At 70.1% G+C, this 16,101-nt stretch carries 13 protein-coding genes and 1 CRISPR repeat array; of the genes, 7 read left to right on the top strand and 6 right to left on the bottom strand.

All coding sequences use genetic code 11. From position 1 onward, the window contains the following. Positions 1 to 840 precede the first annotated feature (840 nt). The 3 genes from IE330_RS22185 to IE330_RS22175 form a co-directional block, all read right to left on the bottom strand. Positions 841 to 2,202 carry an RNA-guided endonuclease InsQ/TnpB family protein gene (locus IE330_RS22185; protein ID WP_190137842.1) on the bottom strand — a complete coding sequence of 454 codons (1,362 nt, stop codon included), beginning with the start codon at positions 2,200 to 2,202 and terminating at the stop codon, positions 841 to 843. A 354-nt stretch (positions 2,203 to 2,556) separates the two neighbouring features. Then, a CRISPR array of direct repeats spans positions 2,557 to 2,825; the repeat unit is 29 nt; unit sequence GTCCGGTCCGCGCGTGCGCGGGTGGTCCC. 293 nt (positions 2,826 to 3,118) lie between these two features. Next, positions 3,119 to 4,288: a protein kinase domain-containing protein gene (locus tag IE330_RS22180; protein WP_190137841.1), complete on the bottom strand. Its 1,170-nt coding sequence runs from the start codon at positions 4,286 to 4,288 to the stop codon at positions 3,119 to 3,121. Between the two features lie 363 nt (positions 4,289 to 4,651). Beyond that, positions 4,652 to 5,563, bottom strand: a complete 912-nt coding sequence (locus IE330_RS22175) for a hypothetical protein (protein ID WP_190137840.1) — start codon at positions 5,561 to 5,563, stop codon at positions 4,652 to 4,654. 1,232 nt (positions 5,564 to 6,795) lie between these two features. On the opposite strand from IE330_RS22175, the gene IE330_RS22170 reads away from it, so the two are divergent. Then, on the top strand, positions 6,796 to 7,017 hold the full coding sequence (locus tag IE330_RS22170) for a hypothetical protein (RefSeq protein WP_190137839.1): 222 nt from the start codon (positions 6,796 to 6,798) through the stop codon (positions 7,015 to 7,017). 886 nt (positions 7,018 to 7,903) lie between these two features. Here the strand turns inward: IE330_RS22170 and IE330_RS22165 are convergent. Continuing rightward, positions 7,904 to 10,195: a PQQ-binding-like beta-propeller repeat protein gene (locus IE330_RS22165; protein ID WP_190137838.1), complete on the bottom strand. Its 2,292-nt coding sequence runs from the start codon at positions 10,193 to 10,195 to the stop codon at positions 7,904 to 7,906. Positions 10,196 to 10,329: 134 nt separating this feature from the next. Here IE330_RS22165 and IE330_RS22160 point away from each other — a divergent pair, with 134 nt between their 5' ends. Continuing rightward, positions 10,330 to 10,521: a hypothetical protein gene (locus IE330_RS22160; protein WP_190137837.1), complete on the top strand. Its 192-nt coding sequence runs from the start codon at positions 10,330 to 10,332 to the stop codon at positions 10,519 to 10,521. Positions 10,522 to 10,551: 30 nt separating this feature from the next. Here the strand turns inward: IE330_RS22160 and IE330_RS22155 are convergent, their stop codons facing one another. Further along, a complete protein-coding gene (locus IE330_RS22155) occupies positions 10,552 to 10,884 on the bottom strand; it encodes a hypothetical protein (protein ID WP_190137836.1) in 333 nt (110 codons plus the stop codon). A gap of 75 nt (positions 10,885 to 10,959) precedes the next feature. Here IE330_RS22155 and IE330_RS22150 point away from each other — a divergent pair, with 75 nt between their 5' ends. Then, positions 10,960 to 11,388: a hypothetical protein gene (locus IE330_RS22150; protein WP_190137835.1), complete on the top strand. Its 429-nt coding sequence runs from the start codon at positions 10,960 to 10,962 to the stop codon at positions 11,386 to 11,388. A gap of 312 nt (positions 11,389 to 11,700) precedes the next feature. Here IE330_RS22150 and IE330_RS22145 read toward each other — a convergent pair whose 3' ends face one another. Continuing rightward, positions 11,701 to 12,510: a hypothetical protein gene (locus IE330_RS22145; RefSeq protein WP_190137834.1), complete on the bottom strand. Its 810-nt coding sequence runs from the start codon at positions 12,508 to 12,510 to the stop codon at positions 11,701 to 11,703. A gap of 677 nt (positions 12,511 to 13,187) precedes the next feature. On the opposite strand from IE330_RS22145, the gene IE330_RS39110 reads away from it, so the two are divergent. The 4 genes from IE330_RS39110 to IE330_RS22130 form a co-directional block, all read left to right on the top strand. Next, positions 13,188 to 13,460 (top strand): ATP-dependent DNA ligase, encoded by a 273-nt coding sequence (locus tag IE330_RS39110; protein ID WP_229925829.1) that lies wholly within the window; start codon positions 13,188 to 13,190, stop codon positions 13,458 to 13,460. A gap of 24 nt (positions 13,461 to 13,484) precedes the next feature. Next, the gene (locus IE330_RS39105) at positions 13,485 to 13,937 is read left to right on the top strand and encodes a hypothetical protein (RefSeq protein ID WP_229925828.1); all 453 of its coding nucleotides are present in this window, start codon (positions 13,485 to 13,487) and stop codon (positions 13,935 to 13,937) included. 160 nt (positions 13,938 to 14,097) lie between these two features. Beyond that, positions 14,098 to 14,502, top strand: a complete 405-nt coding sequence (locus tag IE330_RS22135) for a hypothetical protein (RefSeq protein ID WP_190137833.1) — start codon at positions 14,098 to 14,100, stop codon at positions 14,500 to 14,502. Further along, a partial coding sequence (locus IE330_RS22130) for an AAA family ATPase (protein WP_373314703.1) occupies positions 14,499 to 16,101 on the top strand: 1,603 nt, incomplete at its 3' end. The genes IE330_RS22135 and IE330_RS22130, both read left to right, overlap by 4 nt.

The following is a 16,101-nucleotide window of genomic DNA, read 5'->3' as shown; positions in this document are numbered from 1 at the left end:
ATTGAGCCGCCCGCATCCCGTGTAAGCACATATACCGTTCGGCCTTCCAGTCACGTGCCGAATCTCTCGCCCGCCCCCGAAGGGCCCGCCTGCGAGCTGGATCTCGGCGGCGACTGAGCAGGGGCACCGTTCGTGCCGCCTGCTCAGGCGCCGCTGTTCGATCGATGCTCACGGGCACGGTTTGCGCGCGCCGACGGCGATAAGTGCCGGGCGGCTGTACCTTTCCGGGATGAAATTGGACTTCCCTGGGCCGACGCAGATGTCGTGTCCGCTGTGGTCGCGGTTCTCGTGGAGCCAGAATCGCCTGGGGCAGTCAACGTTGTACACCCAGTCGATGGGCCATTGCGGGTACGGCCACTCGTGGTCGTCAAGGCACGGAAAATCTGCGTGCTTCTTCATCGTGCCTTCGTCGTTGTACCAGGTCTGCGCCCACCCCCATCTCGGGGGATCTGACTGGGCGCTTGCCGGCTGAGACAGGAGCAGCGATATTCCTGCGAGAACGATGGGGATGGCCAGTGATCTCCTGGTGGCTTTTTTCATGACGCTCCTCGCGTCCTGTATGCGGTCTCGAGGTTTTCCGTTGCAGACGAGAAGTCACCGTACGACCTCGAAAGCAAACAGGGAAGCGCTATGAGCAAATTAGCAGAGCGCGTTCCGGATGACGTTTGGCGAATACTGAGCGGCGCATTCAGGCCAAGGTCTCTCATCATGTGAAGTCCTTCGCACTGCTGGGTGTGCAGTACGCCAATCCGCCCACCTCATCGGCAAAGTCCCCTCACCCCCACCGACCGGCAGCGGTACAGCGGAGCGGCCGCAGCCTCTCCTCCCGGCGCGGCGTCCTCAGAAGAGTGCGGCCGGTGTCTGCTGGCCGCGGGCGAGGATGTTGTGGGCGGCGCCGATGTCGGCGTGTACTTGCGTTCCGCATGCTGTGCATTCGAACACCGAGCGGGTGCGCCGGGACTTGCTGTCCACGTGCCCGCAGCGGTGGCACGTCTGGGAGGTGTAGGCCGGGTTGACCGCGCTCAGCACGGAGCCGTACCAGGGCGCCTTGTAGGCGAGCTGGCGGCGGATCTCCCCGAAGCCGACGTCCAGCAGGGCCCGGTTCAGCCCGGCCTTCTGCCGCACCCGGCTGCCGGGGTCCTCGAGCGTGCCCTTGGCCGACTTCGACATGTTCTTCACCTGCAGGTCCTCGATCACCACCTGCGCGAACTGGGTGACCAGGGCTTTGGTCAGGTGGTGCTGGGTGCTGGCCCGGTGCGCCGCGATCAGCGCGTGCAGCTTGGCCACATGGTCCTTGGCCTCGTGCCAGCCCCTGGACTGCTGGCCGGCCGGGAGCCCCTTCACCCAGCGGCGCGCCTTGCGCCGCTCCCACTTGGCCAGCGCCCGCCGGGCGTTGGCCAGGTACCGCGGGTTGGCCACGAGCTGCGTGACCGCCCCCTGCAGCAGGACGGGCTGGGACGTCGCGGCGATCACCTCCACCCCCAGGTCCACCCCGACCGCGCCCCGCCGGCGCTGAGCCCGCGTCGCCACCACCGCCGGCGGTGCCGGCAGCCGCACGTTGAACGCCGCGAACCAACGCGGCCCGCTGCGCGAGACCGTCACCATCTTCACCTGGCCGCCCTGCTGCAGCAGGCGCGCCAGGCGGTAGGCGGGGCGGTGCAGCCGCACCCGGAACGCCTTCTGGCCGCCGGGGCGGCGCTCGCCGCTGATGCGGATGTGCCGCAGGTCTTCGGCGGCCAGGCTCACGCCGGGCAGCCGGAAGGAGTCCTTGCACCGGCCGCGCTGCTTGGGCCGCGGGTAGCCGTGCCCCTCCCGCGAGCGGCTCAGCCAGTTCGACCAGGCCCTGTCGGCGTCCCGAAACGCCTGCTGGCACACCATCGCGTTGACGCCAGCCCACCAGCGGTAGCGATAGCGCGGAAAGGGCTCGCCGGCCCGCTCGGGCCCCGTGAACGGCCTGTCCCGCACCGCGAGGAAGATCTTCTGGAGGTCGAACTGACGGGGTACCGCAAAGCGCGCCGTCGCGGCCTTCCTCGCGGCCTTCTCCTGCATCCCGTCAGCGATCAGCCGGTCCCGCTCCGCGGCCCACCGGCGCTGTGCGGCGTCCTTGAGGGAGAAGGCGAAGTTGTAGCAGGCCCGCGAGCAGTCGGCGTACCGCTGCAGGATGGCCTGCTCCACGGGCGTGGGGTCCAGAGGCAGTCGCACGACGCGCGTCACCTGCCGGGGGCTCAGTGCTTCATCCATCACGGCCAGGAGCCTGACAGGAGGGTCTGACAATTCGTGTCGAACTGGTCGAAATACGGTGCTAGGGGTTACTTTTCTCGTGCCTGCCAACCCGTTACGGGGTGGCAGGATCGGCCCCCGGACGGGGGCGTAGAGCGTCCGTGGATTGCACAGCAGCAGCGGCAAGACGAAGCGGAAAGCTCCACCCTCTCCACCAGGAGGGTGGGCAGCGGTGCCACGCAAGTGAGCACCCCACCACGTATGCGAGGAATGCCGGAATAGATGGAAGTCACGGAAAAGCGGTACCCGCCCCAGCCTTGATGCAGGTCACGGCCCGTCCGGTCCGCGCGTGCGCGGGTGGTCCCTGCGCGCCGGGGTCTTCTTCGACACCAACGGGTGTCCGGTCCGCGCGTGCGCGGGTGGTCCCGGGTCGTGCAGGGGGCGGACCTGGCCGTCGGCGTCCGGTCCGCGCGTGCGCGGGTGGTCCCAGCGAGAGGAAGCCGAGCGGTGTTCATGTCCGGTCCGCGCGTGCGCGGGTGGTCCCCGTCCGCGATGAGGCTCCGCGTCCCGCACTTTGTCCGGTCCGCGCGTGCGCGGGTGGTCCCACCCGGATCATGATCGGCTGGGATGCTGCGCTATCCGGTCCGCGCTGCGCAGGTGGTCCCCCAAGGGGGTTCGGGGAACCCAGCATGCCCAGCGTCCGGTCCGCGCGTGCGCGGGTGGTCCCGTCCTTCTGCTGATTTTCGGCTGGGGCGCGTTCATCTACGCCGGGATGGTCGCCCTGTACTTCCTCGCCCGCGCACTCTGGGCCGTCGACGACGACCAGGCCGCCCCGTCCAGCACGGCAGCGTCCGGTACCGGAGCGCCGGAGCTTCGCCCCCCGGAGTCCGATGGCTGATCAGTCGATGACGTGCACGGTGACGTACAGGTCTCCTGGCGCTCCGCCGTGCTTTCCCGGCGCGCCGAGCTCCCTGAGCCGGATCTTCTGCCCGTTCTTGACGCCGGCGGGGACGCGGACCTTGTAGGTGTGCCGCTTCGCGACGACCCTGCCCTCCCCTCTGCAGGTGGAGCAGTCCAGCACCTTCGTCTCGTCTCCTGTGGTGGCGCAGTCGGGGCAGGTCTGGTGGGCGGTCAGGCGCATGGGGATGACCGCACCGTCAGTGGCTTCGCTCGGGGAGAGCCAGACCTCGGACGCGATGTCGGACCCGCGGCTGGGCGCCGGGGCGTCGCCGAAGTGACGGTCGTTGATCTCTTCGAGGAGGTCATAGACCTCATCGGCGCTGCCCGGCCGCTGGGCAGGGTCCTTGGCCAGGAGCCGGGCGACCAGCCGCTCCAGTTCCACCGGAGCGTCCGGGCGCAGGGTGCGCAGTGGGGCGGGCGGCTCTTTGAGGTGCTGGTTGATCAGGTGCCAGGCCGCGCCGGTGAAGGGGCGGCGGCCGGTGACCATCTCGAAGAGCACGCAGCCGAGCGAGTACAGGTCGGAGCGGAAGTCGAAGGCGCCGGACAGCGCTTCGGGCGCCATGTAGGCCGGGGTGCCGATCAGGACGCCGGTGGTGGTGATGTCGTGCCGGGCGTCGCTCCCCTTGGTGATGCCGAAGTCCACGACGGTCGCCTCGCCGTTCTCCTGGACCATGATGTTGGACGGCTTGATGTCCCGGTGGGTCAGGCCCGCCTCGTGCGCGGCGTCCAGGGCGTCGGCGACACAGGCCGCCGTGTACAGGGCCGTCGACAGGGGCATGGGCCCGGCGTCTTCCAGGGCGGCGCTGAGGGACTTGCCAGGGAGCAGTTGCATCACCAGGTAGGCGTACGGCCGCCCGTGGTGCATCGCAGAGCCGAAGTCGTGCACGGTGACGATGTGCGGATGGGACAGGCCGCCGGCGACCGCGGCCTCGCGGGTGAACCGGGCCACTTGCCGGTCGTGGTCCGCGCTGCCGTCGCTGGTGAGGACCTTGACCGCCACCAGGCGGTCGACGCGCGGGTCGTGTGCTTGCCAGACCTGCCCGAACCCACCCGCACCGATCGGCTCGATCAGCCGGTAGCGGCCGTCCAGCACGGTCCCTGCCTGCACGACTCCCCCTTCGGTGCGCGATTCGACGCACGGTGTACCAGAGGTGTACCCGTCACGCTACGCCGGGACAACCACCAGTAACAGGGGGATCTGATCTGCCAGTTGGCTCAGGCCGTGCTCCGCAGTACGGCCGACTCCGGAACGCCGGCCGTCGTCCCCGACTCCCGGGCCGTGCGCTCTTGCCGGGCGCGGCGCACCGCGGCCGCGCGGGCACCGGGCATGCCGCCGACGTCGCTGCCGTCAGTAGGCTAGGACGCGGTCTCCTTCGCCTCCTGCATGCGGCAGACGACGCCGGAGGCAGCCTTGCTGAGCGCGTGCTCGAGCCGGTCCCTGTCCCCGCGGAACGTGACAGGTGAGCTGGCATCACTCAGCGGCCTGGCCGTTGCTGTGCTCCCCTTCTCGTCGCACGGGGCGTGGTGCGTAGTCCTCGGGGGCGCGAGGGGCGTTAGGGCCGGCCTTGGCGTAGAGCTCGCGGACTGCCGCCACCAGGTCCGCGTGATCGCTGAGTTCGACGCTGTCACTGTCGATGGCGTACCCGATCAAGCCGAACATCTCGTGGATAAGGTGTGCCTGCTGGGCGAAGGTCAGGCGGGCGGGGTCGGGCGGAGCGGGGCGTCCGGCGTCCTTGACGTCCTCGAGGCTCGGAACCCGCCGTTCTTCCTCGGCCTCTGCGGTGCGATGGGCTTGTTCGGCCTGTACTGCGTGGACGAGCCGGGTGGGCCAGGCGGTGCGGATCGGGGCCGGGTCCGCCTCGCCGGCCCGGCGGGCGTGCAGGACGGCGACTTCGTTGGCGCGGGCGACCTTGGGGCACCGGTCCGCGCGCTGCTGCAGGCCAGGCACGGCGGCCAGGCGCCGGGCGAGCGCGACGATGGCGACCTGGTGGTCGACGGCCCAGCGCTGCTCGGCCTTGCGGTCGCGGTGGGTGCGGGCGGCCTCGACGCGCTCGTTCTGGGTCAGAGGATGGCCGACGATGTCGTCGAGGTCGCGGCGCAGCTGCAGGTAGCGGCGCTCGGCGGACTGACGGGTGCGCACCTCCAGGGCCGCGGCGAGCCGGGTCCAGGTGACCCCTTGGCGGCGGGCGGCGGCGATCAGCCGCTGCTCGTCCAGCAGCAGCTTGTCGCGCAGGGTCCGCACGACCAGGAGGGCGGCCAGCGCGTCGGTCTCGCTGAGCTCGTCGACGGCGTCGCACTCGACGAGCTCGGTGATGCGGTCGTACTTGGCGGCGACGTCGGCCAGTGTTCCGCTGTGCTCCAGCACGGTCGCGATTTGCGCCATCTCCCCCATCCACTCGTCCGGTTCCGGGGGCCTGGGGGTGCACAGATGGCGCCAGGCACCAGCACGGTTGATTTCCGCCTCGGGGCGCCGAGGCGGCGTCGTCTTAACGACGACGGTTTTTGTCGTCCTTAAGACGACACTATTCGGTTCCAGCATGTCGGTCGTTCCTCTCGAAATAGGGTGCGTGGCTATTCAGGGCTGTCGGCGGTGCCCTCATCCCGCCGCCTAAGGTGCCTGCGCCGGCGCCATGCCTTGATCAGGGCGCTGGCCGCGGCGCCGGTGGCCAGGGCCAGTACCCCCGCGACGTACTCGGGCCATGCCTCGCTCATGAAGTTGCTCAACATCGCAGTTCAGCGCACACTCGCGTGCGCATGCTCCTTCGAAGAGTCACTCCGGGACGACACCCTGCCTCCCGGCCGGACGGCCGCACGCCCCCACTACGGCCTTGGTCACCGGCTCAGCCCGCGGCTGTGCGCAACGTGCAGGGCCGGAACTTCGGACACGGCTCGGCGCCCGGCAGACATTCTTATGCCAAAGGCAAGATCCCTATGAGCGCTCAAAGGGTGGCGGACCCTGGCGAATTATCGGACCGGCGATACCCAGGGTCACGCGCGCCTGATTTTCGAATTCACCCGCACACAAGCGGAATTGACGCCTCATTGCCGCGCAGAGGCGCGGCTTCCGCGCCGTCCGCCGCCGTGCCCGCGCTGAGCCGCGGCTGATCTGTCTCGACAGCACGTTTGGAGACCGCGACTTGGGCGTGGCCATGAAGGAGGTTCCGCGTGGCCCGGGCGGTATGGCCCCGCCGGACGCGGTCGGCCCGGTCGACCGCCTCCTGCGGGGCGAAGGTGCCGGAGACAGCGCGAGCTCCGACGTTGATGAAGGCGGTGTGCTTCCGGGGCCCCCGCACGCGGAGGGACACTGGGTCAAGACCACGAGCTGGCCAGTACGGGGGCGTGCAGCGAGATCAGCGCCTGGTGCAGACCGTGGTGATGGGCAGCGCGGAGTCGGAGATACCCGCTCTGCTGCCAATGCGGGCCGACATGGGAGGGCCGACGCCTGGCTGCGGCCGCGCCAGCTGCCGCGACGCGGGTCACCGACTCCCGCACCGACGACGTCCTCGCCCGCCACCCCTGACGCCTCGGGTTCTCCCCTCCTCAAGCGGTGCCGCACAGGGGCGCCGTCTGCGGGACCGCGGCCTCCGCCCCGGCCTCCCTCGCTGCACGCTCCCCATGGGCCTGGTGCAGGGCTACGGCGCTCGGGGCCGGCTTGGTCGATCGGGGCTGTCTCTGCTGATCGTGGGCTGGGGCGCGTTCATCCACGCCGGGATGGTCGCCCTGTACTTCCTCGCCCGCGCACTCTGGGCCGTCGACGACGACCAGGCCGCCCCGTCCAGCACGGCAGCGCCCGGTACCGGAGCGCCGGAGCTTCGCACCCCGAATTCCGATGGCTGATCAGTCGACGACGCGCACGGTGACGTACAAGTCTCCTGGCGCACCGCCGTGCTTGCCGGCGCGGCCGATCCCGCGTCGTGCGCCGAGGCACTGCGGCGCGCTCGCTCGCTACACCGCCGCAGCACGGGTGGCCACACGGCTTGGCAACGTTGCTGTGCGGGGTGGCCCTGGCCGTACTGCATCCCGCCACGGGGGCCGGGGCCTGGTCCCCGTGCCCTCTACACCGGCACGGGCCGACGCCAAGCCTGGAACCTCTCGGGCTGGCCGGAGGCACGTCTCACCGGCCTCCCCAACCGAGACATCGAAGGGTAGGGCCGCAGAGGCCACCAACTGCAGGCATCCCGCCGTCGCCGCAGCCGACCTGCTGCCCGCGCAGCTACGGGACGTGGCGGTGTACTACCGGGCCAAAACCGACCGGGACTTTCGGCAAGGCGGGCGAGGTGGGCCAGGCCGAGGTGGGCGGCGGAGGCGAGGTGGCCGCCGCTGTCGGCGACGTGCTGCCATGCCCTGGCGGGAGGCGGGGGCGCGGCCGAGGACTTCCCCACCGCCCTCCAGGCCGCGCAGGCCCTCGGCTGGCCCGGCCGCCACCACCGCGTCGAAGGTGACGTGTCCTGCGGCAGTCCCGCAAACGGTAGGCGCCCCCCGGTCCTGGTCTCCTTTCTACCGAGGGTTGGCATGTGCGCGCCGTGCGGGATTACCTGGTGCGTGCGATGTGGTCGAGCTGCGCGTCGAGCGCGGCGTGGCAGGAGGCTGGTCCACGAGTTGGGCCATGTGGCGTTGCCGCATCTCACCGATATACGCCTCGGTCACCTCGCGGGGTGTCCGAGCTGCACGGGGCTCCAGCAGAGGGCCGGCAAGGGCGGTGTCCGCTGCCATGAGGGGGCGGTTACTGCGTGGAGGGAAGCCACAGCGATTCGATCGCGGCGGTGGCGCGGTAGTTCCAGCGTTTGCGGCCGGTCGAGGAGTCCAGCGCGTACACCTGGTGGGACCGTTTGCCCTTCCGGGGGTTTCCAGCGATGTAAACGGTGTGGTCAGTGGTTTCGGGCTGCGGGACAGGGTTTCCGTCGGGGAAGCGCCAGTGTTCCTTGCCGGTGGCCACGTCCAGGGCAAGGGAGCGTTCGAAGCTGGTGAGGTAGACCGTGTCTCCCGCTACTGCGGGCAAGCCGAACCATCCCGAGCCCGGGATGCCCCAGCGCTGCTTGCCGGTGGCCGCATCCAGCGCGAACGCGGCGCTTTTACTCCCCTTCTGGCCGTCACGCAGCATGAGGACGACGTCACTGGCCTGCATAGTGGCATAGCCGGACGAGGAGGCTCCGGAGGGGAAACTCCAGCGCTGTTTGCCGGTGGCTGCGTCCAGCGCGATCACGGGGGTTTCAATGACCCTTGAGGTGGGCGCGGAGGCGCCGCCGACGTAGACGGTGTCGCGCGAAGCGATTGCGGAAAGACCTTTGCCCCTGGGGCTGCCTGGGGCACTGTTCAAGTCGGAGCTCCAGCGCTGTTTGCCGGTGGCCGCGTCTAAAGCGATCACCACGGCTTGGTCAAGGCACAGGTAGACGGTGTTGCCATGGACGACCACGGTGTTCGCCACGTCCGAGTGGTCCAGCCTGTAGTTCCAGCGCGGTTTGCCAGTGGAAGCGTCGAGTTTGGAGAGGCGGTTGTCTCTGACGGCGTAGACGGCGTGGCCGGTGGCCCGCACCGGCACACCCTCGTCAACATCAGCTGCCGTCCAGCGCCGTGTGCCGGTGCGGGCGTCCAGAGCGATGAGCCCATTGTTGGGATGAATGATGTAGAGGGTGCTGGAGCGCCGGGTGATCTGTGGTGGCGTGATCTGTGGTGGGTGCTCGCCGCGTGGAACGGTGACGCGCCATCTCCTGGTGCCGGTGGCTGTGTCCAAAGCATCGACATGGCCGTCGATGTCGCTGACGAATAGCGTGCCACGGGCACTGGCCATGTCCCGCCAGCCGTCTCCCCGGCTGGCATAGCGCCACTGTCTGCGCCCGGTGTCGGCATGGACGGCTTCTACGGCGTCGGCGGTGCTGACGTACAGCAGTACTGCGGAGCCGGGTCGGCCTGCGTCACTGTTCAGGACAAGCGTGCTGACGGTGAGCAGCAACGCGCCGACAAGGGCGATCCAGAGCCTAACTGCCGTTGATGGCCAGAGGCTCTTGGGTCTGTGGCCTGCTCTGGAGGGCTGGACAAGGATGCGTGTCACGCCGGCGTCAGGCATGGCTTCACGGCCGTGCAGGGGCGGGTTGTTCGCCGGTTGTGCCCTGGTCACGGGGTTGTCTGGGTTGTCTGGTACGGCGGGGTGGCAGGGGGGCGCCAGGTTGTCGCGGGCGGCCTGGGTGAGCGTCTGGGTGAACTCGTTGACTATGCGTGCCTTCTCCAGGGCATGGCCCATATCGGTTGTGAACGGGTCCGCGGACCTGGCCGGGACAACAAGTGCGGTGTCTTCCGGGGCAGCCGGGGAGACGCGCAGCGTGCGCAGTGTCTGTTCCAGCTCCTCCACCCGGCTCTCGGCCGTCCGCGCCAGGTTCTGCGCTTCGTCGCGCTGGGCCTGGGCCCGGGCGAGTTCGCTCTGGGCGTGGTGCAGCTGATCACGTGCCAGGTCGAGGTCGCCCAGACTGGCGGCGGGCCGGGCACGTAAGGCGTCGATCTGAGCAGTGAGCCGACCGACCATCTGGGACAGCAGGATGGCCAGCGGAACGGCATGGGCCAGGGCCTGCTGGCTGTCGCTGTAGGCGTGGTGGGCGCGGGCGAGCTGCTCCTGCAGATCGATGATGCGCCGCTGGGCACGCAGAAGTTCTTTCCGCCCGGCCTCAGCATGTTCAGGGCCGGCGGCTGCGGGGGTGGGCGCTTGCTGGTAGCGCTGCCATAGAGGACGAGCCCGGGCCAGGCGGCTTTCGAGGGCGGGGTGGGAAGCGGAGCACGCGTCGGCGACGGCCTCGACGAACTCCCAGCGCAGCCCTTTGCCGCTGAGCCAGGCTGACAGTGTCGCTTTTGCCGGCACCCGGCCGCTCGCGAAGTGCTCCGGCGTCAGCTTTCCCCGCAGCCCCTCCACACCAAGGCGCGCCTCGTCCACCCAGCCCCGCAGCAGCACGGCAAGCTCGTTGAGCTCCTGGAACTCGCCACGCAGCGGCCCCCACGGCCGTCCCCCGGTCTCTCTGCGCTCCGGCACGCGCCCCCCTCGGCGTCCGGGCCAGGCCCTTGTTCAGGCCCGTCCAGCGGACAACCCCGTCAGCCTGGCCACCACCATGACAGCAGAGGCAACGTCGGGTGTGCAAAGCCCGATCCGACAGAGACGAGGACATCGTGACCACGCCCTCCCGCCGCCCCGCCCCGACGCCGCACGCCGACCTCGCCGTCTTCCTCGCCGTCCTGGTCACCGGCGTGATCCTGATCTGCTCGCCCGTCCTGCACGCCGACCAGACACCGCTGCTGGCCACAGCCCTGGGCACCTTGTACGCCGCCTGGCACACTCCCCGAGCCACCAGCAACGACTGACCGCGCACGGACAGCAGACCAGACAGCCCGCTAGAGAGCGGGAGCAACTCGGCGCTCCAGGACGACGTCGGCGTCGCGGACTGCCTCGGTGATGTCCGTAGTGCGGTAGTCGAGGACCTCGGCGGCGACGGCCGCGACGGCGACCGGGTCAGTCGGGTCGGCCGACCCGGCGGCCGCGAGGAGACCGGCCTCGCCGATCACCGCTCCGAGGCCCATCGGCTCGCGCCCGTCACGCCGCACCGTACGGACCGGCCGCTGCTTCGTCTTCGACTTCTGGCCGACGCCGTTCCTCCGGGCCGCCTCCCTCGCGGCCCGCAGCGCGACCCAGACCAGGTCGACGCCGGACGTCTCGCCGCCGCTCATGCCTGCCCCCACGTGGTGCAGCCGAGGTCCAGGTGGCCGAGGCGGGAGAGGCGCTGCGCCTGGTCGACCAGCTGGTTGCTGAACAGCCGCCTCGCCGTAGCGGGCGATGTGCTCGAACACCACCCGGTGGTCCTTCAGCGCCCGCACCCGCCCATCCCGCACCTGATCGGGGATCAAGTCCTCGACGACCAGCTCCTGGCCGTCGTCGGCATCGGCAGGCCCCGGCTCCGGAGCGGGGACGACAGCGGCCGGGCGCGGCGCGGGCAGCAGACCGGGGCCACCGGCTCGGCCACGACGACGTCGGCCGGCTGCGCGGCTGCGGCTTCGGCTTCGGCGCGGGCCTTGGCGGCGCGCTTCGGCCGTCACGTCCTGGTGCAGCCGCTGCGCGACGGCCGCGCGGCGCTCGTTCTCGCAGGCGTTCGGCCTCGCGGCGTCTACGGCGGCCGCGACCATGCGGCGCTGGGCAGGAGATCCCATCAGCCGAGGCGTCGTAGATACGGGTAGTACGTGGTACCGCAATGCAAGGAAAAGGCGAATGGCCCTCCCTGTCACGCAACGAGGAGGGCCATTCTCATCCTGCGGGCGAACCCTTCGCGTTCGGCAGCAGGAATTCTCTGGAGAAGCTAGTCAGGAATTCGAGTTCCTTGACCGCTGGTATCGCTTGATGACAAAAACTAGTGCCGCGATCATGACCGCAAACCAAATGATGATTTCCAAGGTTCCGAAACCGGACCCGAGGGCAGTCAATACGCCAAAGAAGATCGCAAGAATCAAAATGATTTGCGCGACGAGTGACATCATTTGGGCTTCCCTGCTTTAAGCGCCGCTACCGGCAACCTTCGTCTTGCCGCTTCCGTAGACCTTCACCTTAGCCCACGGGTAGATGTTCGCGTAGCAGCCGATGGAACCAGCGAAGCAGAGCTCCACGTGACGCTTCATCATCGAGGTGGCCGAGGAGGCCGGTACCTTGGACTTCCGATTCTCGATCCTGCTGCCGATCTTAACGACGTCCGACTCGTTGCTGAACCGGTCGTACCGCTTACCCCAGGCACGCACCTTGCCGCCCTTGTAATTGAAGCGGGCGTACGTGTGGTACTTCAGGATAGTTTGACCCAGGTAGCTTCGGTGGGTGTGGGTGATGTGAGTCATCTTCCACTTGCCGCCCTTGACCTTGGCGGTCAAGTCGCCATCAGCCTCCGCCGGCGGCGCGGCGGGGTCCACTGCGGTCTCCTCGGGCGTCTCCTCCTCTTCGGAGGGGTCGCTCGGCTTAGCGTCGGCCGGAGGTTCGATCTCAGCGAGCTGGGCGGCAGTCAGGGGCTTACCAGTCTCCGGGGAAACCGCTTCCCCGTCCTCGGTAATCACGGCTTCCTGTACTGAAACCTCGGTCTGTGACGGATCCTCAAGAACCTTCGCTACATCAGGGAAGAGCTTCTTGAAGTTCTCGATCTCTGCCGTGGTGGCAGTCCCGTCCTGAATCTTGAGCGTGAGAGTTTTACCCAAAGAGAATGCCATCGCCTCTTCGGGCGTGGGCAACTTCGGCTCCGCTGAAGCCATCGGAGAAGCAGTCATGAGAAGTGCTGCCGCCGTCACGATGGCGCCGCCAGCTATCGCCCGCTTACCGTGCAAGGAACGCATTATTCCCCCCCAGGTATCAAGTTCCGTGAACTCGGGAGGTCACCCCGAGTTCTTACCTGAATCTTACGTGGCAAGATCGTTCGAACACAAATCGCAGGATCAAAACGGGCTCATGGCGTCCGATTCGGACATTTCTGTCGCGCGGGAGTGTACTTGCGGGACTCCGCAAGGCTCACGCTTCTTGCCTGGTAACAACCCTGGAGCGCATCGCGCACTTCACTGGAAAGGTAAACCCTGTGGCTATGAAGGGAGTTACTTTCACACGGCAGTCAACTTCCGCTTGGGTAAATACCGTTGGAGAGGACGGGCGCGGAGGGCCGCCTCCTGCGTCCAGTCTGCGGGCCCAGCACCCGCCAGTCGCGGACTTGATCGCAGGTCAGTCCTAGCGGAGCTCCGGCTCCTGGCCGACGTCATCGACGGCCGGGACGGCCCCGGCGAGCGGTCGCGGGCGCGGGCACGACCGGCGCGACGGGCGCGGCCTGGAGGCGGGCATCAGCGCGGCCGCGGCGAGGGCCTCTACCGCGCATCTCGACCGGGCACGGACGGGAAGCGGCGGTGAGTGCGACGCGTGGCGCGGCACGGCCGGGCGACGGCAGTGGCAGTCGACGGGCCACAGCGAGGGCCTCGGCGTACAGCAGATCGGCGCGACCCTGTCCGTCCAACTGATCGTGTGGGAGGCCGACCGGCTCGCCTTCGAGCGGCTTCAGCAGCGTCTGCACCGCCGCGGCGCCGGCGCGGCCCGCCTCGCGGAGCAACACCCCGCCCACTTCGTCGCCTTCGACCTGCTGCGCCTGGCGGGCACCGACACCACCGCCTGGCCCTACTGGCGGCGCCGCGCGGCACTGGAGGACCTCTTCGCCGAGCACCAGCTCACCGCCCCCTGGGCGCTGTGCCCCTCGACCACGGACGCGGCCACCGTGCGCGAGTGGCTGACCGGCTAGACCGCGGTCGGCGCGGAAGGGGCGGTGTACAAGAGGCTGGAGGGCCGCTACGAGCCGTCGGTACGCGGCTGGCGCAAATACAAGATCCGCGTGACCGAGGACGCCGTCGTCGGCGCGGTCACCGGCCGCCCGGCCGCGCCCCGCACGCTGCTGGTGGGCCGCTACGACACCGGCGGGCGCCTGCGCTACCTCGGGCGCAGCACCACTGTGCCGCAGGCCGCGGGCCGGGCCCTGGCCGAGCTGTTGACCCCGGCCGGAGCCGACCACCCCTGGAGGGGCCGTACCTTCTCCGCCGGGTGGGGCACCCGCGAAAGCCTGCATGTCACCCTCGTGCGGCCCGAGCTGGTGGTCGAGCTCGGCGTCGACGTCGCCCGGGACGGCGCCGGACGCTGGCGGCACCCGGCGAGGTGGCACCGGGCGCGCCCGGACCTGGCCGCTGCCGACACCCCGCCCTTCGCCCCCGGGCCGGGCGACTGACCGCACGACGGCGGAGCCCCTGCGGGAGCCCAGGAGTTGGGGTGCCGGTAGAAAGCGTGTCGCCAGCCGCAGATGACGGTGCTCCGGTCGTGCAACTAAGGGGTGCGGCGAGTCGAAGCGGTGGCAGGCTGGGTGTACGTCGTGGCGAAGGGGGGCCGGGATGGTGCGGTCGGTGCGGTGGCTGGTGGCGGTGGCCGCGGCGGTGGTCACGTTCGTGGTGTGCCTGTGGGGAGCGCGGTTGGTGGTCTGGGGGTGGCTGCCTGCGGGGGACGCGGAGCGGTGGGGGGTGGCGGCCGCGTTCGCCGCGGTGGCGGCCGGCGCGGTGGGCATGGCTGTGGGCTGGTGGGCGGGACGAGAGCCACCTGCCGAAGAGCGGGAGGGCGGGGGCAGCGTCGAAGGCGAGGCCACAGGGCACGGGTGGGTTGACCAGGTGCGTGGCCATCGTGGCGGGCCGGGTGGGGCGGTGCCGGACGATCTGCGGCTGAATGCGAAGGCATCGGAGTACGGCCAGGTCCGGCAGACCGGCGGCGACGACCATACCGGCGGCGGGCGGGGCAGCCGGTGACCGGCGACCCGGGCAAGGGCTCCGGCGCCCGGCCAGGCCTTGCAGCGCAGGCCTCTGGACACAGTCGGATCTTCCAGGTCGGGCGCGACTACTACGAGGCGGCGAAGACGCGGGAGAGGCAGGCGCTGACCACGTTGCTGGCGCCTCCGGCGCATCTGGTGGGCCGCGCGGAGGAAAGCGATCAGCTGCTGGGCCTGCTCGATCCCGCGGCGCAGGGGATGCCGACGGTGGCGGTAGTGGCGGGGCTGGCCGGGAGTGGCAAGACCGCTCTGGTGCTTCAGGTGGCACACGAGGCGGTAGCGCGGGGCTGGTTCCCGGGTGGCGCCCTGTTCGTGACTCTGCACGGCTACGACCCGGCGCGGCGCGTGGAGGCGGACAAGGCGGTGGGTCTGCTGCTGCGCGGCCTGGACATCACCGGCGAGGACCTGCCCCCCACTCTCGACGAACAGCGGGCCCTGTGCCAGGCGGAGCTGGCGGCCCGCGCCGGGCGGGGGGAGCCGGTGCTGATCGTCGCCGATGACGCCGCCGACACCGGGCAGGTCCTGCCGCTGCTCCCCGGCCCCCGCCCGCACCGGCTGCTGATCACCTCCCGGCACGGCCTGGACCCGGTCGCCCTGGCCGCCCGCCGCCTGCCCCTGGACGTACTCGCTCCCGCCCCGGCCGCCGCCCTGATCGCCGGCTCCCTCACCCGCGCCGACCCCGACGACCTGCGCCCTGCCCGCGACCCGGCCGCACTCGCCGAGATCGCCGACCACTGCGGGCGGCTGCCACTGGCCCTGGTGATCGCCGCCGCCCTGCTCACCGCCGACCCCGGCCTGCCTCTTCCCTCCCTGGCCGGCCAGCTCAAGGACGAGCACACCCGGCTGGCCGCCCTGCACTACGCCGACCACGACGGCCACACCCTGGCGGTACGGGCCGCCTTCGACCTCTCCTACCAGCGCCTGCCGACCGAGACAGCCCGCCTGCTGCGCCGACTGTCCAGCAACCCCGGCCCGGACATCTCCACCGAGACCGCCACCGTCCTCAACGACGACACCCCCGCCCGCCCGCTGCTCGCCGCCCTGGCCCGCGCCAGCCTGCTGACCGAACAGCCCGTCGGCTCCAACCGCTGGCGCCTGCACGACCTGATCCGCCTCTACGCCCACCACCAGCACCAGCACATCGACGACACCCAGACCCGCCAGGACTGCCTGGACCGCCTGCTGGAGCACTACCGGGCCACCGCAGACGCGGCCGACCACCACCTGCGCGCCCTGCCCGGCGAGGAACTGCCCGCCCGGTTCACCAGCCGCGCCGACGCACTGGCCTGGCTGGACGCCGAACGCAGCAACCTCCTCGCCGCCGCCACCGCCCACCCGGCCTTCGCGACCCACGCGGCAAACACCCTGACGGAGTATCTGCACTGGCGCCGCTACTTCACCGACGCCCTCGCCCTCGCCCAGCACGCCCTCACCGCCGCCCGCCACTCCAGCGACCGGCACGGCGAAGGCATGGCGCTCAACAGTCTCGGCCTCGCGCTGCAGGAGGTGCGGCGGTTCGACGAAGCGATCGACGCCCACACTCAGGATCTGGCCATCTGCCGCGAGCTCGACGACCGGC

It is taken from the genome of Streptomyces longispororuber, assembly GCF_014656095.1.
GTDB lineage: Bacteria > Actinomycetota > Actinomycetes > Streptomycetales > Streptomycetaceae > Streptomyces > Streptomyces longispororuber.
This window is presented reverse-complemented; position numbering and strand designations above follow the sequence as displayed.